General features: G+C 41.1%; 21 protein-coding genes and 2 pseudogenes. 12 read left to right on the top strand and 11 right to left on the bottom strand.

All coding sequences use genetic code 11. The features are described from left to right. On the bottom strand, positions 1-1002 hold the full coding sequence (locus LEP1GSC194_RS11220; protein ID WP_017810165.1) for a metallophosphoesterase family protein: 1002 nt from the start codon (positions 1000-1002) through the stop codon (positions 1-3). Positions 1003-1115: 113 nt separating this feature from the next. Continuing rightward, the gene (locus LEP1GSC194_RS11215; protein WP_020773696.1) at positions 1116-1805 is read right to left on the bottom strand and encodes a hypothetical protein; all 690 of its coding nucleotides are present in this window, start codon (positions 1803-1805) and stop codon (positions 1116-1118) included. 131 nt (positions 1806-1936) lie between these two features. Here LEP1GSC194_RS11215 and LEP1GSC194_RS11210 point away from each other — a divergent pair, with 131 nt between their 5' ends. The 10 genes and pseudogenes from LEP1GSC194_RS11210 to LEP1GSC194_RS21365 all read left to right on the top strand — a co-directional run bounded on the left by LEP1GSC194_RS11210 (position 1937) and on the right by LEP1GSC194_RS21365 (position 10739). Further along, positions 1937-2944 carry an NAD(P)H-dependent glycerol-3-phosphate dehydrogenase gene (locus LEP1GSC194_RS11210; protein ID WP_017810164.1) on the top strand — a complete coding sequence of 336 codons (1008 nt, stop codon included), beginning with the start codon at positions 1937-1939 and terminating at the stop codon, positions 2942-2944. Between the two features lie 6 nt (positions 2945-2950). Beyond that, complete coding sequence (locus tag LEP1GSC194_RS11205) at positions 2951-5536, top strand: tetratricopeptide repeat protein (protein WP_020773713.1); 2586 nt, start codon at positions 2951-2953, stop codon at positions 5534-5536. Between the two features lie 235 nt (positions 5537-5771). After that, a complete protein-coding gene (locus LEP1GSC194_RS11200; protein WP_020773752.1) occupies positions 5772-7106 on the top strand; it encodes a hemolysin family protein in 1335 nt (444 codons plus the stop codon). A gap of 12 nt (positions 7107-7118) precedes the next feature. Continuing rightward, a complete protein-coding gene (locus LEP1GSC194_RS11195; RefSeq protein ID WP_020773678.1) occupies positions 7119-7661 on the top strand; it encodes a phosphopantothenoylcysteine decarboxylase in 543 nt (180 codons plus the stop codon). Positions 7662-7677: 16 nt separating this feature from the next. After that, a complete protein-coding gene (locus LEP1GSC194_RS11190) occupies positions 7678-8349 on the top strand; it encodes a phosphopantothenoylcysteine decarboxylase domain-containing protein (protein ID WP_017810159.1) in 672 nt (223 codons plus the stop codon). Positions 8350-8468: 119 nt separating this feature from the next. Beyond that, positions 8469-8768: a type II toxin-antitoxin system HigB family toxin gene (locus LEP1GSC194_RS11185; RefSeq protein ID WP_036042470.1), complete on the top strand. Its 300-nt coding sequence runs from the start codon at positions 8469-8471 to the stop codon at positions 8766-8768. Further along, entirely contained in the window at positions 8769-9164 is a 396-nt protein-coding gene (locus LEP1GSC194_RS11180; protein WP_020773699.1) for a helix-turn-helix domain-containing protein, read from the top strand. A gap of 103 nt (positions 9165-9267) precedes the next feature. Continuing rightward, complete coding sequence (locus LEP1GSC194_RS11175) at positions 9268-9579, top strand: type II toxin-antitoxin system Phd/YefM family antitoxin (protein WP_020773747.1); 312 nt, start codon at positions 9268-9270, stop codon at positions 9577-9579. Between the two features lie 98 nt (positions 9580-9677). After that, complete coding sequence (locus LEP1GSC194_RS11170) at positions 9678-10304, top strand: YiiX family permuted papain-like enzyme (RefSeq protein ID WP_020773735.1); 627 nt, start codon at positions 9678-9680, stop codon at positions 10302-10304. Positions 10305-10536: 232 nt separating this feature from the next. Beyond that, a pseudogene (locus tag LEP1GSC194_RS21365) lies at positions 10537-10739 on the top strand (BrnA antitoxin family protein). A 139-nt stretch (positions 10740-10878) separates the two neighbouring features. Here the strand turns inward: LEP1GSC194_RS21365 and LEP1GSC194_RS23370 are convergent. Then, the gene (locus tag LEP1GSC194_RS23370) at positions 10879-11004 is read right to left on the bottom strand and encodes a hypothetical protein (RefSeq protein ID WP_000465702.1); all 126 of its coding nucleotides are present in this window, start codon (positions 11002-11004) and stop codon (positions 10879-10881) included. 97 nt (positions 11005-11101) lie between these two features. Here LEP1GSC194_RS23370 and murB point away from each other — a divergent pair, with 97 nt between their 5' ends. Continuing rightward, positions 11102-12058: a UDP-N-acetylmuramate dehydrogenase gene (murB, locus tag LEP1GSC194_RS11165; RefSeq protein ID WP_020773698.1), complete on the top strand. Its 957-nt coding sequence runs from the start codon at positions 11102-11104 to the stop codon at positions 12056-12058. Positions 12059-12289: 231 nt separating this feature from the next. Here the strand turns inward: murB and LEP1GSC194_RS11160 are convergent, their stop codons facing one another. The 8 genes and pseudogenes from LEP1GSC194_RS11160 to LEP1GSC194_RS22645 form a co-directional block, all read right to left on the bottom strand. Then, positions 12290-13273, bottom strand: a complete 984-nt coding sequence (locus LEP1GSC194_RS11160; protein WP_021064301.1) for a sensor domain-containing diguanylate cyclase — start codon at positions 13271-13273, stop codon at positions 12290-12292. A gap of 446 nt (positions 13274-13719) precedes the next feature. Beyond that, a complete protein-coding gene (locus LEP1GSC194_RS11155) occupies positions 13720-14487 on the bottom strand; it encodes a hypothetical protein (RefSeq protein ID WP_020773685.1) in 768 nt (255 codons plus the stop codon). Between the two features lie 505 nt (positions 14488-14992). Further along, positions 14993-15499 carry a thioredoxin-like domain-containing protein gene (locus LEP1GSC194_RS11150; RefSeq protein ID WP_017809638.1) on the bottom strand — a complete coding sequence of 169 codons (507 nt, stop codon included), beginning with the start codon at positions 15497-15499 and terminating at the stop codon, positions 14993-14995. A gap of 306 nt (positions 15500-15805) precedes the next feature. Beyond that, positions 15806-16705 (bottom strand): decaprenyl-phosphate phosphoribosyltransferase, encoded by a 900-nt coding sequence (locus tag LEP1GSC194_RS11145; RefSeq protein WP_020773697.1) that lies wholly within the window; start codon positions 16703-16705, stop codon positions 15806-15808. Positions 16706-16933: 228 nt separating this feature from the next. Further along, positions 16934-17335, bottom strand: a complete 402-nt coding sequence (locus LEP1GSC194_RS11140; RefSeq protein ID WP_017809636.1) for a type II toxin-antitoxin system VapC family toxin — start codon at positions 17333-17335, stop codon at positions 16934-16936. Beyond that, the gene (locus LEP1GSC194_RS11135) at positions 17332-17589 is read right to left on the bottom strand and encodes a type II toxin-antitoxin system VapB family antitoxin (protein ID WP_017809635.1); all 258 of its coding nucleotides are present in this window, start codon (positions 17587-17589) and stop codon (positions 17332-17334) included. Before LEP1GSC194_RS11135 ends, LEP1GSC194_RS11140 begins: the two co-directional genes overlap by 4 nt. Before the next feature lie 122 nt (positions 17590-17711). Then, positions 17712-19331 carry a TrkH family potassium uptake protein gene (locus LEP1GSC194_RS11130; protein WP_020773715.1) on the bottom strand — a complete coding sequence of 540 codons (1620 nt, stop codon included), beginning with the start codon at positions 19329-19331 and terminating at the stop codon, positions 17712-17714. A gap of 25 nt (positions 19332-19356) precedes the next feature. Then, positions 19357-19545, bottom strand: a pseudogene (locus tag LEP1GSC194_RS22645) (hypothetical protein). A 34-nt stretch (positions 19546-19579) separates the two neighbouring features. Between LEP1GSC194_RS22645 and fusA the strand changes: the two are divergent. Beyond that, positions 19580-21700 carry an elongation factor G gene (gene fusA / locus LEP1GSC194_RS11125; protein WP_020773670.1) on the top strand — a complete coding sequence of 707 codons (2121 nt, stop codon included), beginning with the start codon at positions 19580-19582 and terminating at the stop codon, positions 21698-21700. The last annotated feature ends 93 nt before the right edge of the window (positions 21701-21793 follow it).

The following is a 21793-nucleotide window of genomic DNA, read 5'->3' as shown; positions in this document are numbered from 1 at the left end:
TCAGACTCTCACAAAATCTTCCGCCGACACCTCCGAATCTTGGCTTACAAACGCAACCGAAGGAACGTTCTTCTTACAATCTACATCCATTAAGAGGCGAATTTTGTGGTCCACCAGTCTATTCAATTTTACGGTTTCCACAAGTCCATTTTCTAAAAATATTTCCGAGAAAAATCCTCCGGGTTGAAATCCGAAAACCGAATCCACGGCCCCGAAGTTGGAAGGATTTAAGAATACGGTTTTTCCCTTTTTGATGATTCCCTGATCTTCATGAACGTGACCCGAAACCACGAGCGCGGGAGTGTAATCGTCCAAGTATCTTCGAATTCCTTGAGATCCCACGTTTCCGTAGTTCGGAATCTTATCCAAAAATCCATAAGGCGGATTGTGAATGACGACTATGTCCGGTTGTTCTTCCTTGAAAAAATCCTCCGGCTCGCTGTAACTCTTACCGTTGCGCGTATATTCGTGAAACTTAACCGCCAACTTTTCGGGAATTCCGGAAGTGAGGATCGGGGCGCCTCCGTAACCCGCAAACTTATAACCGTCTTGTTCGAAAGTTTTTCTGTGAATGTCCCTTTCATACAAGGCGCTGTACTGAAGATCAATGTCGTAGTTTCCGGGTAAAACTCTCACGGGAGCGCGGGAATATTTTTGAATGAGGATTTCTATGAGTTCGTACTTTTCCTTCATCGTCTTTGCGGCTTGATGAAAGAGAGTTCTGTATTCTTTAGATTTTTCTACTATATCCGGGCTGTATTTTTCGGGAAAACGGATCGCCCTTGTCGCATAATCGTAAGCGTTGATTTCTTCTTTCTGATCTTTGGAGATTCGATACATCTCCTCTTGAATGGTACAGAATTCTATAATACGATCGGTGCTGAAGAACGCTTTGTAAATGATATCTCCGGAGAAAAGATATAAATCGGCCGTTGTTTGCTGAAGAATTTCCTTCAGCCCTCTAAGACCGTCATGGATATCAGTCAGATAGATGATTTTCATTTCAATCGATCCGGAATTTTCCCGTCTTTTTTACGCTACAATCTCATAATAAAAAAGAGAAGCTGTAAACTCAATTTAGAAACGGGATACGGAATGTCCAACCTTTCTAAAGATTAGTCTCTCCACAAAAGGAGAAGGGAGTCGTGATTTTCGGAAATCGGTTCGATTCGAATGTATTCCGGACCGAAAAAATCGAGAAGCGGTTTTAGAATCGTTCCGGATTTAACGAACAAGAACACGTTTCCTTTTTCGGGAATCACCTTTTGAATCGTAATTTTTCCGGCGAGGTCGGGAATCTCCGAAAGAAAATAATCCATGTTCACGGTGATTAAGTTTCGAATACCCGTTAGACGAAGAATTTCCGGAATTTCCTCTACGATGGTTTCTAAAATCAATCTTCTATGAAATTGAAATACTTTCGAAAAAATTCGGATGGGGTCCAACTTTTTAGGAGTGTGACTGAACAAACGAAAGGAATGAATTTGAAAGCGAACCTGATTTTGTACCACTTTAACGGGTGTTAGCCTAACGTCGTAATCGACCGAATCCGTTTTTAAAAATCGGGACCAGAACAAACCTTGGATCGAAAAATGCCCGGTTAAAATGAGAACACCGTTTCCGGAATCGAATTCAAGAGATTCGAGAGGGTCGTCCGATTCCGCGATTTTTTTCTTCAGAATTTTATTCAGAGAATGGAGTTTGAGAGTGATTTTATAATTGCTCTTTTGGTTTTCCTTTTCGGAAGAATGTCCCGTAAAAAGATCGAACGGATTGAAACCTATGAGTTTCCTCAAATCGAGCATGGGAGATCAAAAATAGTTTGCGGGTAAAGAAGAGTAAACTAAATTATTGATTCCAAGTCGGGAATGATGATTTCGGAATCGATTCATGAAAGAATTTTTTTTCGACACGAACCTGTCAATGAGGAGCTTTCATGAAAATCGGAGTGATCGGATCGGGAAGTTTTGGAACCGCTTTGGGAAGTCTTCTGGCGGATAAGGGATACGACGTTACTCTCTGGTGTAGAAACGATTCTCAGGTTGAAAGTATCAACCGCGATCACATCAATAACAAACATCTTCCCAGTTTCACTCTTCCTGAAAAACTAACGGCGAGTAAGGATTTAAAAACGGTCGTTCAGGGAAAGGATATGATCGTATCTTCTCCGCCTTCTCACGCGTTGACCGAAATTTTAAGAGAGATCCGGGAATATTTACCGGAAAAAGTTCCCATCGTTTCCGCGAGTAAAGGAATTGAAAACGGAACGCTTCGTCTTGTTTCCGAAATTTTCGAATCGGAACTTCCCGAAAAATATCACGCGTATCTTTCGTATTTATCCGGACCTTCTTTTGCGAAAGAGATCATCCAAAAAGTACCTACGATCGTGAGCATCGCTTCTAAGAATGAAGAGACCGCTCGTAAGGTTCAGGAGATATTCAGTTTTTTGTACTTTAGAACCTATTGGACTCCGGATGTGATCGGGGTGGAAGTGGGAGGTTCTTTGAAGAACGTGATCGCGTTGGCGGCGGGAGTCAGCGACGGTTTAGGATTCGGACAAAACACAAGAGCCGCTTTGATCACGAGAGGACTTAATGAAATCACAAAGATCGGTTTGAAGTTGGGCGCGGACCCGATGACGTTTCTCGGGCCTTCCGGAATGGGCGATTTGATTTTGACTTGTTGCGGAGAACAATCTCGAAATCGAACCGTAGGTTTTCGATTGGGAAAGGGAGAAAACTTGGAACAAATTTTATCGAGCATGAACGAAGTTGCGGAAGGAGTGAAGACGACTCAAAGCGCTTATGAACTTTCTCAGAAGTTGGGAATTGAAATGGCGATTACGAACGAGGTTTATAAAATGCTTTACGAAGGTAAGAATCCGAAAGAAGTTGTGAAAGACCTTATGAAACGCGATCTAAAGAGAGAAGGCGTTTCAGCCTGATCGACCTTGAAGCTCCTTTCCTTTCAATTCCGTCTCTGCCTATTCTTGAGTTTTATATGTTCGTATTCGATCGCAGCTCAAACCAAACAGGAATTCGGATGGGCGAAAAGTTCGGAGGGTTTTTCTTTCAATTTAAACGGAAAAACCGTCTTTCAATCCAAGGACGAAATCAATTCCTTTCCCGCAAATCTAACGTTGTTGGAAAAAACGGATTATCTCCTTTTTGCGGGAGAATATTTTATTCTCAACAAGGACGTACGTCGATACGAATCTTTGTTAAAGCTTACGACTAACGCGGAAAGCGAACTCGTATTGGGGGGAATTTTTCTAAGAATATTCAAAGAATTGAATTTTAATTCCAAGGATTCTTCCCGCAATTTGCTGATTCAATTTTCAAAGAACGAAACTTCTCCGTATCTCAAGGAATTGGCGGAAGGTTTCGATCTTACCCTATTCGAAAAAAAAACTTCCGAAAATCTAAAATGTTCCAGAAAGTCCGCTTATTATTCGCTTTGTAAAACCCTGCGTTTAAAAAAATATCTTTCCGATTTTTCTCCGAATGCGAAATCGCACGAAAGGGAATATTTGAATTTAAACCGAACTCTGGCTCCGTTTCTGGAAGATCCGGAACTGAAATACATTCCTTTTTTGAGCAACGTTATCTACAACATCGCGGATCAACTCGCCGAACTCGGGCTTTCCAGAGAGTCGGTTCATTTTCAAAAGATTCTCATCATCTCCGAAAATTTGAGCGGAAGAATCATCGGATATTCCTATGAAAAACTTGCGTATTACTATCTGATCGGAGGGGATTTGACTTCCGCAGAGAAGGTGTTGGATTATATCCTCAAACATCATCCCGATTTAAGGACTTCTTATAAAAATCATTTATATCTAAAGTTAGGCACCATCGCTTATCTCAATCAGGAATATAAGAAATCTCTGGATTACTATTTGAACCTGGATTTTTTAGAATGGTCCTCGGCGATCCTCAATCCGTTTTTGGGGGAACCGATTTCCATCAACAGCGCGAGGGATTTGATTTCCATGGCGATCTGGAGATCGAAAAATTCCTTCAAAGCGGTCGACGCGCTCAAGTCCGTTTCCACTCCGAAAAATTTAACCGAAGACGATTTGTTTACTCGTCTTAGGATCGTTCAAATTCTGATGAACGACGAGCCCGAGGTCGCGGGCAAGATGGCGACCGAAATCACTTTCCTCGCTCAGAGCAAGGGATGGAAAAGGGTGGAATACGCTTCCACATTGTTGAACGGATTCATTCATTATAAAAAGAACGACCTGAGAAAAGCGATCATAGAATTTACGAAAGCGTACGGAATTTTAAAAACCGCCGACCCCGTTTATACGGAAGAATGGATTCGACTCACCGGTTTGTTCTATTCCCATAAAGAATCGAAATCCTTAAAAACAGTGAAAGGCGCTTTGGACCAAGCGGTCGCGATTACGATTCATAGAAGGCCCGACGATATGCTCCTTCAATTGAAGAATTATCTTCCGGTCGTTTACGGCGTAAGAGAGTTTACGGACGCTGCGATCGGTTATTATATTCTTCACGGTCATACGACGGAACTTCTGGGTTTTTTGTCGCGTTTGGAGCAGAAAGAGGCGATGGGCAACACGGCGTATCCGAACACTCTCGTTTCCATAATCGATACCAGCCGAAGAATTTCCTCCTTTCGGGGATTTTATCCGGGACCCAAAGAACATCTCAGTTCGAGTCGATCCCTAATTCGCCAAACGGAGGTTATACGACTTTTGGACGAATTCGATCCGTTTAGAAATCAAGAAATCAAAAAATCGCATAGTCCCGTATTGAGCGTTTTTGTGAGAGATAAAAGGACTTATATCTTTTGGAAACCCGGCGATTCTCAGGAACTGGAATTGAAGGAGATTCCTTCCGAGTCCGCTTCTTCGTTCACGGTTCAAGTCGTATTAAAATCTTTGATCGAATCCTTGTATAAAAGAGACAACGTTCAGATTTATTTGAACGTTTCGGGAATGGAATCCTTCGATTATCTAAAGAAGGAATTTCCGGACATCGATTTTAGATTGTTCGCTAAATTCAGCAGAAAGGACGACAAGATTAAGTCGGAACGCATTTACGTCTGCGATTGTAAAAATACGGACAACCTATCCAATTCCAATTTCGAAAAAGTAAGCTTCACTTATTTCGAAGGGAATAAATTACTCGCCGGAAATCATTCGATGATGGTTTGGAACTTGAAAGTGGAAGACGATTCTGCGGGAAGTTTAAACGAATATTCTTGGGGTTGCGGAGAGGAACAGATTCGTTTTTCAAGGTTACACAGACGTTATGATTTTAGGAACACACCACAGAGACTGATTTTTACGAGAGATTCCTTGAGCGGTAACGGTTGGAAAGGAAGGTCCGAAGATTTTTTGGATTGGGTTTCTTTTTGGATCAATTCCGGAGTATATAGAATGTACTATATCAAATCCTTGGACTTAAATTCGGAATCGGACATAAACCTTTTGGAAAAACTTTCTCAGGAAACGAACGAACCGGAAGCTTCGTTTCGAGGAATTCGGATTCGAAAACATATCGAATGAACGATGAAAAGATTGTTTTTGCAAAACGTTAGTTCCATAAAATCGAATGTTTTTTTCTTTTAAACGATCGACATTTTTCGCCAATTCAAAGACTCTATCCAGTAAGTCACATGGACCCCGAAGGTAGTCAGTTCTACATTTCAACGATATTCAATTTCCGTTCCTTAAACCCAAACACCGGGTTCATTCTAAATTCACACAATCATAGATCCAATCTGATCTCTATACTCCCACAATGGAACTAATCGGCTTTTTTATTATCGTTCTACTTATATTTGCAAACGGATTTTTCGTTTCCGCCGAGTTTGCGTTGGTTTCGATTCGTCCTTCGCGTTTGGAAGAATTGATCAAGGAAAATAAACCTCTCGCGTTCATCACGAAACGCGCGGCTCAAAAATTGAACGACATGTTATCCGTATGTCAGGTCGGAATTACGGTCGCCAGTCTTTTGTTAGGTTGGGTCGGAGAAGGATACGTTTCGAGATGGTTGACTTTTCTTTTGGAGATGTTCGGTTATTCCACGAGCGAGGCGACGATTCACGGTTTGGCGATCACGGTTTCGTTTACGATCATCACGTTTCTTCATATCCTTTTGGGGGAACTTCTTCCTAAAACCATCGCGATTCAGAACACGGAAACGGTCGCGCTTTTTATCAGTATTCCTTTATTCTTTTTTTATTATATATTTTATCCGATTACGTTTTTCTTAAACGAGATGACTTCCTTTCTTTTGAGGTTGATGGGAATTCAGGCGAACAAAAGTAGGATGATGCATTCTCCCGAAGAATTGATGATCATCATAGAAGAACAGAACAAACAAGGGAAGATCGATCAGGAAGAATTTCAGATCATCCAAAACACGTTTCAGTTTTCGGAACATCAGGCAAAGGATGTGATGACTCATCGTTTGAGCATCATCGGAATTTCGCACGATACCGCGATGGACTCTTTGATTTCGATCATCGCGGAACATCATTTCTCGAGATATCCGATCTACGAAGGAAATACGGATAAGATCATAGGAATCATTCACGTTCAGACGTATCTTACTTGGTTGTCCAATTCCAAAAAGGGAAGAAAGGAAAAAGTTACCGCGATCATGCAACCTCCGATTTTTGTCCCCGAAGGTCTTTCGATCGAAAAGGTAATGCAGAAACTCAGGGAAAACAAACAGCACATGGCGATCGTCATCGACGAATACGGCGGAGTTTCCGGTCTTCTTACTTTGGAAGATATCATCGAAGAAATTTTCGGACAAATCCGGGATGAAACTGACGATCACGAAACGGATCCGTTTCCCGCGCAACATTCGGACAGTTTTACGATCGACGGAGAGGCGGAGTTGGACGATCTGAAGGAAATTCTCGTAGGAGTCCAAGAAGAAGAGATCAAGGACATTCGTACGATTGCGGGTTTTATCCTCGGTCGTTTGGAAGATATGCCGGAAGAAGGTTCTACGATTTCCCTTCAAACCGGAACTCTAATCGTGGAAAAGATGGAAGGAAATAAAATTCTTTCCGTACGTTTTACGAGAGTCAGTTTAAGCAATAGGGCTCAGTCTAAAAAATAAAATCGGAAACCTATGTCCAATCCTGGAAAAGAAATACTCATTGCGGTTTCAGGAAGTATCGCGGCTTATAAGGCCTGTGAACTCGTACGCAATCTCACGAAAGAAGGTTATCCGGTGAGTGTGATCATGACCGCACACGCGACCGAGTTCGTCGGACCGATTACGTTCGAAGCGATGACCGGCAAAAAAGTTCGTGTCGATGAATACGAACAGGGAATGGCTCATATCGACGCGAAAAATTCCGCATCGGTGATCGCAGTAGTTCCAGCGACCGCAAATATCATCGGCAAAATGGCGAACGGAATTGCGGACGATCTGGTAACCTCCACTTATCTTGCGGCAAATTGCCCGGTGATCGTCGCACCCGCGATGAATCCGTTTATGTACGCACACCCCGCGGTTCAGAGGAACCTAAAACGATTGACCGATGACGGGGTGATTCTTGCGGACCCTTCCGAAGGTGTGGTCGTTTGCGGGGACGAGGGTTACGGAAAGTTAGCCGAAATTTCTCTGATTCAAAAGTTGATTTTGGACACGTATCGGGGAAATTCTTAGAGTAAGAGAAGTCAGAGTGGGGTTTTCCAAAGCAATCATTACATCCGGACCGACAAGAGAATGGATCGATCCGGTTCGATATATTTCGAACGCTTCTTCCGGTAAGATGGGTTTTCATATCGCGGAAGCGATTTCGAAATGGATTCCCGAAGTCGTTTATATTCACGGTCAAGTATTAGAAAATTATAAAGTTCCTAAAGGCGCTAAAAAAATTTCCGTGGAAACCACGTCCGATCTCTGCGACGCGGTTCTTAGTGAGATTCAAGCGGATACGATTTTGATCATGGCCGCAGCCCCGGCGGACTTTCGTCCACTCGATAGTAAGGAATCAAAAATCAAGAAGGAAGACGGAAGTGAGACCGTTCTTCTGGAGCTCGTCAAAAATCCGGATATTCTTAAAACGGTCAGTTCTAAAATCGCCAAAGAAGGGATTTCCGGCTGTTGTCTGGTGGGTTTTGCGGCGGAAACGGATTCCTTGGAAGAATACGCCAGGGGCAAACTTAAAAGTAAGAATTTGGATTATATCGTCGGTAACTACGTCGGTAAGAACGAAAAAGGTTTCGGCGAAGTGGATACTACCGTGTTTATTTTTTCCTCCGCCGGTAAGGCGATTAAAATCGGTCCTTTTTCCAAGGAAGTCGTTTCCGAAAAGATCGTCGAGTTTTTGAGAATCGAAAATCTTTCGTGAAATTGTAGTTAGGCGAAAGTTTTTGGCGAATTTTACACCTCATCATTATTTGAAATTTAGATTAAATCATAACCCAAAAAAGATTGTTCCCATAATGGGAACATGTAAAAAATGTCAATGTGAGAATAATTTCCAGAAAAATCTTACGAGATTTCTATGAAAATCCAAAATACTCAGCTTCGAAAACAGCCATTGAAGTCTGGTATAAAGAAGCTTCCAAATCAATTTGGACTTCACCAACAGTAATTAAAGAAAAATATAGGAATGCAAGTATTCTAAAAAATAGTAGGGTTGTTTTTAATATTCATGGAAACAAGTATAGATTAATCGTAAAAATACATTATAATCTACAAACTATATTCATACGTTTTATTGGGACACATGAAGAATATGATAAAATTAGTGCTGAGGATATTTAAATGGAAATTAAACCAATAAAATCGACCAAGGATTACGATTTCGCTCTCAAAGAAATAGAAAGACTTTGGGATGCAAGGAAAAATACGCCTGAATATGATAAATTAGATATTTTAATAACGCTTGTCGACGCGTACGAAAATAAACATTTTCCTATTGAGACTCCAGACCCAATTGAAGCAATAAAATCTGTTATGGAAGAAAAAAATCTCAAGAGCGTCGATTTAGGTAATTGGATTGGTGGTCGGAATCGGGCAACTGAGATTCTTAACAAGAAAAGAAAATTAACTTTAGATATGATACGAAAAATTAATAAAAAATTAGGGATCTCTACTGAAATTCTTATAAAAGATTATAAAATTAAGAATTCGGTATTAAAAAATAAGGTAAAAGCTTAATAAGTTATTGTACGCGCGAAACGTTGTTAGGCGACAGTTTTGCAAAAGACTACTTTAATATGAGAAAAGAATTTAAAAGAGAGCCAATGGCTATAATTAAGTCATGAAGTCTGTGGGATTAAGGGATCTTAAAAACAATCTAAGTAAATATCTTCATTTAGTGAAAGCTGGAGAGACAATCGTTATTACGGAACATGAGCAAGTAATAGCGGAAATTAAAAAGCTTTCTGAATTTCTAAATGATTTAAAAAAACGTTCTTATATTTATTTAGAGGAGCAACATCGAATAGGGAAAATCAAGTTAGCAAAAAGAAATAAATCACAAATTGATTCAATCGTTAAAAGATATGCTGAAAAAATGCCAAAAATAGATTTGGGAGCTATTCCCAAAGATTCTCGAACCGATCGTTTCTAAAGATGATAGTTTATATAGATTCAAGTGTTTTATTGTAAATCATCTTCCAAGAACGCACTTTAGATAAATCAATATACCAAAAGGACCGTTTAAAAGAAATGAAACACTATTTAAAAATATCATTCTTTATCCCGATTTTTCTCGTCTCTCTCCGATTGAATGGCGGATCTTTCATTGATAAACTCAAAGAAGGCGATTTAATATTTCAGGAAACTTTTTCGGAACAAGGCAAGGCTATTAAAATAGCTACCAAATCGCGATATACACACGTCGGAATAATCTTTAAATACAAAGAAAAACTAAAAGTCTTAGAAGCGGTCGAGCCGGTAAAAATTACTGAAATTCATAATTTTATTTCGAGAGGAAAAAATAAACATTTTGTAATTAAAAGGTTAACCAATTCGGAAACGATCCTAACCGATGAGAAATTAAAATTCATGAAATCCGTCGGGGATAAATATATTGGAAAACACTATGACATTTATTTCAATTGGTCTGATGAGAAGATCTATTGTACAGAATTAGCTTGGAAAATATTTAAGAAAGCATTGGACATTGAACTTACTGAAGATAAGAGATTAAAGGATTTCGATCTAAGTAATTCAACGGTTAAATATCTGATGAAGAAGAGATACGGAGAAAATATTCCACTAAATGATTTTGTGGTTTCTCCAGCTGATATGTTTTTATCTAAGAAATTAGAAACAATTATGGAAGTGAACTAAGTAAAAATAGCGCAGATACATCGCCTAACTGCGGCTTCTCGCGTCGTTTCGACATTCGAGATCTCCGCTCAGTCTCGCTTGGCCTTCTGCATATTGTTTTGTTGCTCCGGAGACACAATGTCGGCAAGCCTATTTCGTTGAGCGTATAGCGGCTAAAATTCAATTTGATAATAATGTTTGAGTTGAAAGCTATTATGAATGAAATTATAGGAGAAGAAAGATAAGGTAAAAGATTGATTTTTGGTCTAAAAATGATTCTGCGAATTATATCGATTATTCAAAGGCAAAAAAGTATCTTTCCCAAATTTAAAACCCACAACGAAAATGATCTCCTTGAGATTATCTGAAGCATTAATTGATAGATTGAAAGTTATGGTCAACAAGAAAGATATTCCATATCAATCTTTAATAAAGTGTTTGCTTTCGGATAAGTAGAATAAGAGCTTAAAAGATAGGGCGTCCTAAGCCGCTACCGCAACTAGTTTCCGCTTACCACTGGTGCTTGTCACTTTGAACTCGCGGACGTTGTCAATTAGCAATCGTTAGGCGACCGTTTTAAAAGTATAGAGTTCCTTTAAACGAACCCCGCCAGTTTTTCTTGATCTTGAGCGAGAAGGATTACCGATTCACAATAGGTTTCCCAATCGGTCCGTCCGGAAGCAAAGTCGAGATAAATGGATTCCAATAAGAGAAAAAACATAAATCACCTCTTTCCTATAAGATCGAACTGAATTCGGAATTTCCTTGAGTTCTTTTTCTTGTAGAAGATAATAGGGGTACCTCTTTTCTGTATTCAAATGTCGCTTGTTCTTTCCGAACCTCGGATTCGAATCCTAAAACAAACCTTGGAGTCCTCTAAAATACCCTTTAGGTCGGATGTTCGACTCGGAGTTTTGTCTTCGTTTAAGATCGGCGGAATTTGTCCGATGGTTGTCGAACCCGAAAATTCGGCGCAGGTCTTGGAAGCGCTTTCCATTTTTTATAAATCCGAAATACCTTGGAAGATACTTGGGGGAGGTTCGAATCTTTTGATTTCGGATCATCCCGATAACTTTATCGTCCTACGTTTGTCGGGGAAATTTAAGGAATACGAATCCTTAGGGGAAGGAAGATTTAGAATCGGCGCCGCTACGAACACGACGCCGACATTTCGACAAATTTCGCAATTGGGTTATACGGGGGCCGAATTTTTGAGCACGATTCCGGGATGGACGGGCGGGGCGGTGATTCAAAATGCGGGTTGTTACGGCGGAGAACTTTTTGACTTGATTCAAACTGTTGAATTTTTGAGAAACAACGAAGTATTCGTTCTTAAACCCGCCGAAATTAAACACGGTTATCGATTTACCGAATTTTTAAACGCAAAAGATTCCATCATTTTGGGAATCGAGATTCTCTTGAAAGAAGGAAATTTAGAGGAAATCGAAACTTCGTTAAAGGAAAAAAGGGACAGAAGAAATTCTTCCCAACCTGAAAATAAAAAAAGCGCAGGCTCTGTTTTTAAAAATCCCAAGATTTTTCGGGAGGACGGAAAAGAAATCAAAGCTTGGGAATTGATCGACCAAGCCGGTTTGAGAGGCCAGGCAAAGGGCGGCGCTCTGATTTCACCCGAACACTGTAATTTTATCGTTAATGTGGGAACTGCAACGGCTGCGGACGTAAACTATTTGGTTGAACTCGTTTTAGATAAGGTCTATCGAACAACGGGAATTCTCTTAAATCGAGAGATCGAATACTTCGGCGATGTGCCGTAACTTTCTTTTGGAGTTTTGATTGGAGTCGAGTAGATAGCTTCAAGGCGGAAGATAGTTTTTTCATTTTAAAACTTGTATCAAACCTTAAAAATGCGGGAACTCCTGCGTTTCAAGTGGTTAGATTTTAGGACTTTACAAGGGAGCGGTCCGGGTTGTTAACGTTCTAAAATCTTTAAATTGACGACACCGGTTTGCGGATCGCAGAGAATAAACTCGAGAGAGTTGATGGATTTATTCTTTAGACGCGTACATGGAAAGATCGGCTTCGTGAATCAATTCATCCAATTTCTGAAGAGAACCGACGGATGTTCCCCAAGTAAAATTAAAAGGGGGATCATTTGTCTTACATTTTCTCAAAAGAATCGACATCGCTTCCTGGAATCTATTCTCTGTTTGAACGATTTTTTCCCGATTCTCATGTTGAACGAGAACTAAAAATTCATCCCCGCCGATTCTAAAAATCTTATCCGTTCCGCGAACCACGTAACGAAGGACATTGGCAAAATGACAAAGAACTTGATCCCCCGTTTTATGGCCGTAAGTGTCGTTTATCATTTTGAAATCGTTTAAGTCCAGAAGAGCGACTAACGCAAGATGATCGTCCATTCTTCTGCCGGACCATTCATTCCTGAGATGATTCAACTTGTTACGATTAAATACTCCCGTTAAGGCGTCTCGGAACGCGAGAACCTTCGTTTCTTCGTATTGATTGGAGTTGGCTAAGGAAATCGCCGTAAAATCAGCGATTGTCTGAAGAATGACTAAATCTTCCGGCGAAAAAGAAGAACCGTCGAATCGATTTACCAATTCGATTACCCCGTAAATTTGACCCCTGAAAATCATCGGGACTGCGATGATCGTTTTCGTTTCAAAGCCGGTTTTTTCATCCACTCTTCTGGAGAATCTCGAGTCATTTCTTGCATCCTCCGCAAAAATCGGAGATTTTGATTGAGCAACCGAACCGGCGATTCCTTCCCCGGATTTTAATCGGATATTTCTGATACGATTGAGTTCAATACCTTCCGCGATTAGAAAAAATAATTCTCCGGAATTCTCATCATATCGCATAAGACTCCAATTTTCAGGACTGAAAAACAAACGAACTTCTTCCATTACGGCGTCTAAAACTTCCTGTTGTTCCAGAGAGGAGGTTATGATTTTTCCAATGGAGGAATATAGTTTTATCAGTTCCGGTTTCGGGTCTTTTAGTTCCATCGGCATTTCTTGCTCTCTGTCATTTTTTCCGTTTCAATGCGAGCCCTCATTTTAAGAAATTAAACCGTTATTTATCAAGATATTTCCAGGAAAATCGACATATTTTTATTTCATCAAGAATCTGATGTTGCTTTAGGAATGGTTCCGTGTTTTTATTGGAAAAATCTTTGAATGAACTTGATTTTGTCTTAAAACTTTCTATTTTAACGTGAATTCGATGTGAGGAAGTGAGGGCGAATAGAGTCCAGTTTTTGTATGCAAGAGTTGGACTGGACCGCGCTTGAACTCAATGTTGCTGCCTGCGGTTGCAACATATAATCGCTTTCGCATCGGTTATACAGAATTCACATTATATTATTAAAAACTAATGTTTTCTAAGAGATTTTCCCAAAGGCTGAGAAGAAATTTGCAGGAGTTCCCGCATTTCTAAGGTTTTGGGACAAACCTTAATCGTTCCCCTTGAGCAGAACGTCCTCGAATTCGGAACCTCTATGTGGAAAAGCTTGTTCGTAAAATAACGCCGCAAACAATTCGAAATCCTCGTCGATAGGCAAGGAGTTCTTTTCCCAATATTCGTTTCTTCGTTTGATCAGTACGGAAATCGTTTCGTCTTCGAGTGAAAATTCCTCTTCTCCTTCGTTCAATTTTCGAATCAGCCAGTTGAGATTGTAGATCGTATAAGGTCCTAAAAATTCCAAGGTGGCAATGGTCGGCTCCCGTTTCATCAGGGCTTCCGTATGAAACAAAGGGATTCTCAAATCGTATGCGTCCTTTGTTTTTAAGAAATATTTGTGATTTGCTGAGATCGATTCCAAAAAAGAAAAAGTATTTATATAACTGTTTCGAATCAAAGTTTCTTTTTCCGGATGACGAAGCATCACGTCGAGTACGTCTATAAATTCTCCCTTGGAAACCGCCTCTCTTAAGATTGCGTCCGCAGGTTCCGGTCTTGCAATCGGATCGATCAACTTTACGAATAAATACTTCACTTCGTAGGCAAATCTCGATTCTCTCGGAATGTAATATTCGATCCAAATCGGTTCTTTATAATATTGAATGAGTTCTTCTTTGGGAAGATCCGGGGTTGCGCTGAGAGATTTTAATTTCTTAACGTCATCCGTGATTACTTTTTTCCCCTCAACCCTCGTTCTGGATTTTTTGATCTGCCGTAGTTCCGACTTATTGAGTAAGGGTTTGGGTTTGAACGGCTCCATAGTATGTATATCGGTTTTGAGGAAAAGGAATCTAAGGGCCTGTCCCAAAACCTCGAAGAAGATTTGCAGGAGTTCCCACAGATTTTGTCTCCTTGGCGGTTACTAGGCTTTTGTAAGATTTTCCCATCGTTTAAAAACGTAGTAGTTCCCACATTTTTGTGTAACTCAATCTCACTCCCTACGGGTCGAGATAGGTTTTGGGACAGGCTCTAAATCCAAGTTTACGATAACTCTATCACATACCGCAGATTATCCGAATCTGAATATAAATTTGCCATTTGAGTTTTCCGTAAAAAGGTCGTTAAAAAATGTGGGAATTCCCACGAATTACGGAATCAGCTATAATCAACACCGTACGTATTTACTCGAAATGGGACTTAATCTGTGGGAACTCCCACAGAAATTCCTGTTTTTAATCGTTCTTATCCTGATGGTAAGCATTGAAAGGACATAATTTACGAAATTTGTTTTCTGAACACGGCACTTCGCAGAAAGATTCACGAGGTTAAAGAAAATACGCGATCCAAATTCTCAGGAAAAAACTAAAAGGATTCATCATTCCGGAATCGGCAAAACGAATCCTTCCGGATCGATCCAGAATTACAAAAGACGGATACGAGTTCACCTTCCATTCTTTCAAAAAAGAAACGTTCGCCCGAATGATCTTAAATTGAAGATCTTTTTCTCGTACGTATCGATTCAGTTGTTCCTCTGATTCCCCTTCTTCTACGCTGACAAAGGAGAAGCGGGAGCTGTTTTCCAATTGATGAGAATACCATTTGACCAAAGGAAGATTCGTGGAACAAACTCCGCACCAAGTCGCCCAGAAGTAAACGACGGTGACCTTAGGTTTGCAATCGAAACAACCACGGATCGCGCTTCCTCTAAGTGTGTCCAGTGAAATTCCGGGTTTGATGTCGGATGCTTTGAAGATCGATAGAGAGATCGTAACGGCTAAAAACAAAAACACCCAGAGCGCGATCTTACCGCTTTTTTTTAAGATTTCCTTCATATCTTTTGAATTCGTTTCACTCCGGGAACGTTACATCCGATTTTTTCTTTTCGATAAAATGTTTCGACAAAAAAAATATCACTCTAAAAACCTTTATAAAGACTTTAGAGTTTGTCCTAAAACTTTCACAATCAGGCAACTTCTTTGCCCATGTGGAAAAAATAGGGAACCTCTAAAAATTCGTATTTTTTGAAAATCTAATATTATAAAATGCTTTAGAAGAGTGTCTTACACATATTCAAATATCGAAATGAAACTTTTTAGAAATTTCCCAATAGGAGAATATTTTCGACAAAACTCGCAACTTCAAAGATCGAATCGAATTTGATTTCCGAAATCGGAATACATGATCGTTATCACCAAAGTAACCCAGATCAAACCGGCGAGCAATACTCCCCAGTCCGAAAGAATCGCCTTTGTCGGGTTATGCCCCATATTTTTAATATAGATGATGTACAAAGATCGAAAGATCGCATATACTACGATCGGGATCGTATAAATCAAACGATCGGTTCCGAGATTCGCAACCGTAGACGGACTCGTTACGTAAAGAACGTAACTCATCAAAGTCATCGTCGCAACGATTCCGAGCATCATATCCAGAAAGCTAGTCGAATACTCGTCCAAAATTTTGCGGTGACCTTTCGCGTTTCCTTCCAAGATGATGAGTTCCCCTCGTCTTTTGGAAAATCCCCAAAAGAGAGCGAGCATAAACGTACACAATAAAAGCCAGGAGGAAAACGTAACGTGAATGATTACGGAACCCGCGATCGCACGAATTACGAATCCGATGCTGATACTCATCACGTCTAAAATCACCATGTGTTTTAAAAATTTACTGTAAAGCACGTTGAACACGAGATAAAAAGCCACAAGGCCGAAAAAGAACGGATGTAATAGATATGCCAGAATCAAAGATAGAGGAAGAATGATGGCGGTGATAAAAAGTGCGAAAGAAGGATCCAACTTTCCCGAGGCAAGCGGCCTATGTTTTTTTTCGGGATGTAACGCGTCTTCCTTACGATCCAAATAATCGTTCACGACGTACTGACAACTGGCAACGAGAGAAAAAAGAAAGAATGCCGCAATAACTCTTTGAAGGGATTCGGGATCGGTCAGCTTCTTAGCGAAAATAATGCCCGCGAAAATGATTACGTTCTTGATCCACTGATGAATCCGGAGCAATTTCAAATATTGTAAGAGCATACTCGGTTATATTCCCTACAATCCCTCAATTCATCAAGGAAAATCCAAGTTCTTAAAGTCGTCCAAGAAATTTAGAATTGTCCCAAAATCTCGATTTTGCATCGAAATTCGGATCTTAAAAGTCGTGTTAGTTCGATTTCATCTTTAACGTGAGTTCGGCGTAAGAAAATTCAAAAGAAATTTTTTCGAAAAAAAACTATAACCGTCGGATCGTAAAAGAATCGTTTTTCATTTATGGAACTTGACGCGTTCTATGTCGGTATGTTGAAAATCGTTTCCCTTGAATAAAAGAGGAAATCCCTTATCTTTTGCAAGAGCATAGGCAAAACAATCTCCAAAATTCAATCCTGCCGAATGTCCGCTTCCCTTTCCAAAATCTCGATAGGCTTCCCTTGCAATTTTAATCTGCTCGATAGTGATCGGTTCGAGTTTGATTTTAAGTTTGGAAATCGCGTCATCCAATAAACGGGATAAGACAGGATCCTTCAATCGATCCGTTTTGATTGCGGCTTCCAGATAATTGGCGACCGACATTCTTGAATCCGAATTGGATACGATTGCAAGAACGAATTCTTCTTGCTCTTCTTCTTGGAGAAGAATGGCGAGTAACGCGGAAGTATCGACTATCAATCCGGCATTCCGTCTTCGTTGTATAACTCATCTCCATGATCTAGAGAAGAAATGGATTGTTGGATTTTTTCTCGGAAACGGCGAGAAATTTCATAAATCTCGTCCAATGAAGAATGAACGTTTAGATTGTGCTCCATACGTTCTAACCTTTCTTTCAGTGAATTTGTAATCGTTTCAGCCAGAGTTTCTCCCGTTAAAATAGATAATTTTCTGGCCAATCGGTCGGTTTCGGGATCCTTAATACTAAGCGTCATATAAAAATACCAATATCTTTGTATATACTGGATCGATTCAATTGTCAACTTCTTACGGAAGTATCTTGTAAAACATATGACTTTACACGAATGATTCGAAGTTGCTCAAAAACATGAAAGAATCATCCGACTTGGATTTTCAATCCGTCGTCCTTGCCTCCGAGTTCTCCCAATCCCGAATGACCCGTAAACGCGATCAAAAGAGTGAACGTTCCCACCCTTCCCATAAACATCAGAGCGATGTAGAAAAATTTTTCCAGATCGTTCGTATAAGCGGTCATCCCCAGGCTCAGCCCCACGGTTCCGAATGCGGACATCACTTCAAAGAAGATGGTTTCGATTCCGTGTCTGTTTCCGTTTGCAAGAGTGATCAAAAACATAAAAAGGACGAGGGATAAAGTGGCAAGAAAGTAGATTCGAGTGGAGATTGCCACCGAATTTTTGGAAACGTCCTCGCCCCAAGCCTGAACCCTCGCCTGCGGACGAATTACATTTTTCAAATATAAGATTAATATAAAGAAGGTGGTGATCTTGATTCCGCCCGCGGCCCCTTGAGGTCCGCCTCCGATAAACATCAAAGCACAAAGAAGAACGTAAGTCGCGCTTCGGATTTCGGTTACGTCGAACGTGTTAAAACCGGCCGTTCTCGAAGAGACGGAAAGAAAAAAAGAATTGAACAGCTTCTCCGAAAACGCCATTTTCCCGATCGTTTCGACGTTATCGTATTCGATGAGTAAGATCGAAATCCCTCCGATATGAATCAAAATCAAAGAACCCAATACGATGATCGCCATCTGCATCCGATTCGCGTCCCCGAATAATTCTTTTCTATAAACTTCCAATCGCTCTTCCAATCGTACGGAAGTTGCAATGACGAAGATATACCAAGCCGGAGGATCTTCTCCTAATAGAACCGTCCTTCGCATCATAAAAGTTTCCGTCACCGCTTCTATTTTTCCCATAAACTTTTGTATGATTTCTAAAATCGACTTTTCGATAAAGATGATCACTGGAAATCCGATCCCGCCCATCACGATTAAAAACTGAACGATCAACAAACACAGTGGATCTTTCGCCAAAAAACTCAGATCGTCCACTATGGAAAAACCCGCGTTGTTAAAAGCGGAGACTGAGGTGAAAACGCTTAGAAAAAATCGGTTCGGAATTCCGGGAAGACGATCCGTCTCGGGCATAAAAAAATAAAGAAGAGTGGCGCCCACGGCTTCGATCGAAAGTGAAATATTAAAAAGGGATAAAAGCATTCTTCTTACATAAGAGGCCTCGGGTTCGGTCTTATTTTTTCCGGGAGGGACAACTCCGGAATGTTGCTCCGGTTTTTTGTCCCGCATTCTTTTTGCAAGGTGGGCGTCCGTCGCTTCGTAAACAAAAGAAGCGAGACGAGTACTCCTCGACAAACCCCTGACAACCAATACCCCGATTAAAACCGTAAACGTGATGATCCCCAAACCTCCGATCTGAATCAAAAACATCATGATGAGCTGGGTGGAACGTTGTAGTTCGGACAACAAAACGGGCGAAAGTCCGGTAACACAAATCGAAGAAGTGGCGAGATACAAACAAACCGTATAACTCAGACGACCGGATTCGGAAACGTATATCCCAAAAGAACCGATCAAAATTGCGGTCGCAAAACCTACACAAAGCGTCCTAGCTACGGATAATAACAGAAACGCTTTAGCAATTCTGTTTACGTTTCTTTTGATAAGTTTGAGCGGATGCATCGGTTTTAAAGTTTGGAAGCAGGTTTCAAAAGTCTAACGTACAAACGTAGTTTTGTCCGAGACGCAAAAGATCATCCTTTTTGAAAACCGTTCCCGGGCAAATGAAAAATGCGGTGAAACCTATTGATTCCTCGATTTGGGTTTACAAATCCGCCTTTTTTTGGAATTTGGTAAATTGAGGAACTTTCTGTAGGTTCCCGATCGGTGATTTCACCGATGTATTTGCAATTTTTTATAAGAGGATGGCCATGAGCACTGCTGTAGCCGAATTCAAACCGAGCGAAAAACTTATCAAAACCAGAAACATTGGGATCTCTGCCCATATCGATTCCGGAAAAACGACCCTAACCGAAAGAATTTTGTTCTACACAAACAAGATTCACGCCATCCATGAAGTTCGTGGAAAGGACGGAGTCGGTGCGAAAATGGACAGCATGGACCTCGAAAGAGAAAGAGGGATCACCATTCAGTCTGCGGCTACTTATTGCCAGTGGAAAAATCACACGATCAACATCATCGATACCCCGGGCCACGTAGACTTTACAGTGGAAGTGGAACGTTCTCTCCGGGTTTTGGATTCTGCGATTTTGGTTCTCTGCGGAGTGGCGGGAGTTCAGTCACAGTCGATCACAGTCGATCGTCAGATGAGACGTTACAACGTTCCTCGTGTTGCGTTTATCAACAAACTCGACAGAACCGGGGCCAACCCTTTCCGCGTAATCGATCAGCTGAAAGAAAAACTCAAACACAACGCGGTGCCGGTTCAAATTCCTATCGGTTTGGAAAACGACCTGAAAGGTATCGTGGACCTCGTAAAAATGAAGGCCTATTATTTCGAAGGAAAGGACGGAATGGACATCCAGGAAAAAGAAATTCCGGATGATCTGAAAGAATTAGCTCAAAAGAAACACGAAGAACTTTTAGACGCGGCTTCGATGTTCTCCGACGAATTGACCGAAGCTCTTCTCGAAGGAACTCCAACCGAAGAGATGATCAAAAAGGCGATTCGTACCGGCACGATCGAACTCAAAATGACTCCCGTTTTTATGGGTTCCGCTTTTAAAAACAAAGGAGTTCAAAAACTTCTGGACGGAGTTTTGGATTATCTCGCAAGCCCTGTGGACGTTAAGAACAAGGCGCTGGACCAGGCGAACAACGAAGAAATGATCGTTCTGGAATCCAACTTTGAGAAACCTTTGGTTTGCCTCGCATTCAAACTCGAAGACGGCCGTTACGGTCAGCTTACTTACGTGAGAGTTTACCAGGGAAAACTCGCGAAAGGAATGACCATCTACAACATGTCGAACAACAAAAAGCACAACGTAGGTCGACTTTGTAGGATGCACTCGGACGAGATGGAGGATATCGAATCCGCCGAAGCGGGCGATATCATCGCGCTCTTTGGAATCGATTGTGCTTCCGGGGATACCTTTACAGACGGAAAATTAAAAGTTTCCATGGAATCCATGTTCGTCGCCGCTCCTGTGATCTCCCTTACGATCGAAGCAAAGGAATCGAAACACTTAAACAACTTGGCGAAGGCTCTCAACCGTTTTACCAAGGAAGATCCCACGTTTCAAACGCACGTGGATCAAGAGTCCGGTCAAACCATCATCAAAGGTATGGGAGAACTCCACCTCGAAGTTTATATAGAACGTATGAAACGCGAGTATGGTGTGGAACTGATCACGGGCGCTCCTCAGGTTGCCTATCGTGAAACGATCACATCCAAAGCGGATTTTGATTATACGCACAAAAAGCAGACCGGTGGTCAGGGCCAGTTCGGTCGTGTTGCCGGATATATGGAACCGATCCCGCTTGAAGAAACTCTAAATTACGATTTCGTAAACAAGGTTGTGGGCGGTTCGATTCCGAGAGAATACATCCAGTCGGTGGACAAAGGATTCAAGAGTTGTTTGGAGCGCGGATCTCTCATCGGATTTCCGATCATCGGAGTTCGTTGTGTAATCAACGACGGCGCTTACCATGACGTGGATTCTTCCGATATGGCGTTCCAAATAGCGGGGCGTTATGCGTTCCGTCAAGGATTCAACAAAGCGAATCCTCAGATCCTCGAACCGATCATGAAAGTGGAAGTGGACGGACCTTCCGAGTTCCAAGGGGCGATCCTCGGATCTCTGAACCAAAGACGCGGTATGATTCTGAACACGACCGAAGAAGACAATTACTGCAAAACCGAAGCGGAAGTTCCTTTGGCGGATATGTTCGGATATTCTACCGTATTACGTTCTTCGACTCAAGGAAAGGCGGAATTCTCCATGGAATTTTCCAGATACGCCCCGGTTCCAAGAAACGTATCGGACGAGTTGATGAAAAAATACAAGGTCAGCAACAAAGACGAAGATTGATCTTAGAATAAAATTCTATCTCTTAAAAAAGGGCCGTGAGGCTCTTTTTTTTATCCTTTTATCTTTTTGGAATACTGCTTCCTTTTTTTATTT

The sequence above is a fragment of the Leptospira alstonii serovar Sichuan str. 79601 genome (assembly GCF_000347175.1).
Lineage (GTDB): Bacteria > Spirochaetota > Leptospiria > Leptospirales > Leptospiraceae > Leptospira > Leptospira alstonii.
Note: the sequence above shows the minus strand (reverse complement) of the source record. Positions and strands in the feature narration are given on the sequence as shown.

Bases quoted from the DNA above. Each gene is read 5' to 3' on its own strand.
- LEP1GSC194_RS11220 (WP_017810165.1), bottom strand. From the start codon at position 1,002: ATGAAAATCATCTATCTGACTGATATCCATGACGGTCTTAGAGGGCTG.
- LEP1GSC194_RS11155 (WP_020773685.1), bottom strand. From the start codon at position 14,487: ATGGAGCCGTTCAAACCCAAACCCTTACTCAATAAGTCGGAACTACGG.
- LEP1GSC194_RS11175 (WP_020773747.1), top strand. From the start codon at position 9,268: ATGAAGTCTGTGGGATTAAGGGATCTTAAAAACAATCTAAGTAAATAT.
- murB (WP_020773698.1), top strand. From the start codon at position 11,102: ATGTCGCTTGTTCTTTCCGAACCTCGGATTCGAATCCTAAAACAAACC.
- LEP1GSC194_RS11195 (WP_020773678.1), top strand. From the start codon at position 7,119: ATGTCCAATCCTGGAAAAGAAATACTCATTGCGGTTTCAGGAAGTATC.
- LEP1GSC194_RS23370 (WP_000465702.1), bottom strand. From the start codon at position 11,004: ATGTTTTTTCTCTTATTGGAATCCATTTATCTCGACTTTGCTTCCGGA.
- LEP1GSC194_RS11215 (WP_020773696.1), bottom strand. From the start codon at position 1,805: ATGCTCGATTTGAGGAAACTCATAGGTTTCAATCCGTTCGATCTTTTT.
- LEP1GSC194_RS11170 (WP_020773735.1), top strand. From the start codon at position 9,678: ATGAAACACTATTTAAAAATATCATTCTTTATCCCGATTTTTCTCGTC.
- LEP1GSC194_RS11180 (WP_020773699.1), top strand. From the start codon at position 8,769: ATGGAAATTAAACCAATAAAATCGACCAAGGATTACGATTTCGCTCTC.
- fusA (WP_020773670.1), top strand. From the start codon at position 19,580: ATGAGCACTGCTGTAGCCGAATTCAAACCGAGCGAAAAACTTATCAAA.
- LEP1GSC194_RS11150 (WP_017809638.1), bottom strand. From the start codon at position 15,499: ATGAAGGAAATCTTAAAAAAAAGCGGTAAGATCGCGCTCTGGGTGTTT.
- LEP1GSC194_RS11210 (WP_017810164.1), top strand. From the start codon at position 1,937: ATGAAAATCGGAGTGATCGGATCGGGAAGTTTTGGAACCGCTTTGGGA.
- LEP1GSC194_RS11200 (WP_020773752.1), top strand. From the start codon at position 5,772: ATGGAACTAATCGGCTTTTTTATTATCGTTCTACTTATATTTGCAAAC.
- LEP1GSC194_RS11145 (WP_020773697.1), bottom strand. From the start codon at position 16,705: ATGCTCTTACAATATTTGAAATTGCTCCGGATTCATCAGTGGATCAAG.
- LEP1GSC194_RS11160 (WP_021064301.1), bottom strand. From the start codon at position 13,273: ATGGAACTAAAAGACCCGAAACCGGAACTGATAAAACTATATTCCTCC.
- LEP1GSC194_RS11135 (WP_017809635.1), bottom strand. From the start codon at position 17,589: ATGACGCTTAGTATTAAGGATCCCGAAACCGACCGATTGGCCAGAAAA.
- LEP1GSC194_RS11130 (WP_020773715.1), bottom strand. From the start codon at position 19,331: ATGCATCCGCTCAAACTTATCAAAAGAAACGTAAACAGAATTGCTAAA.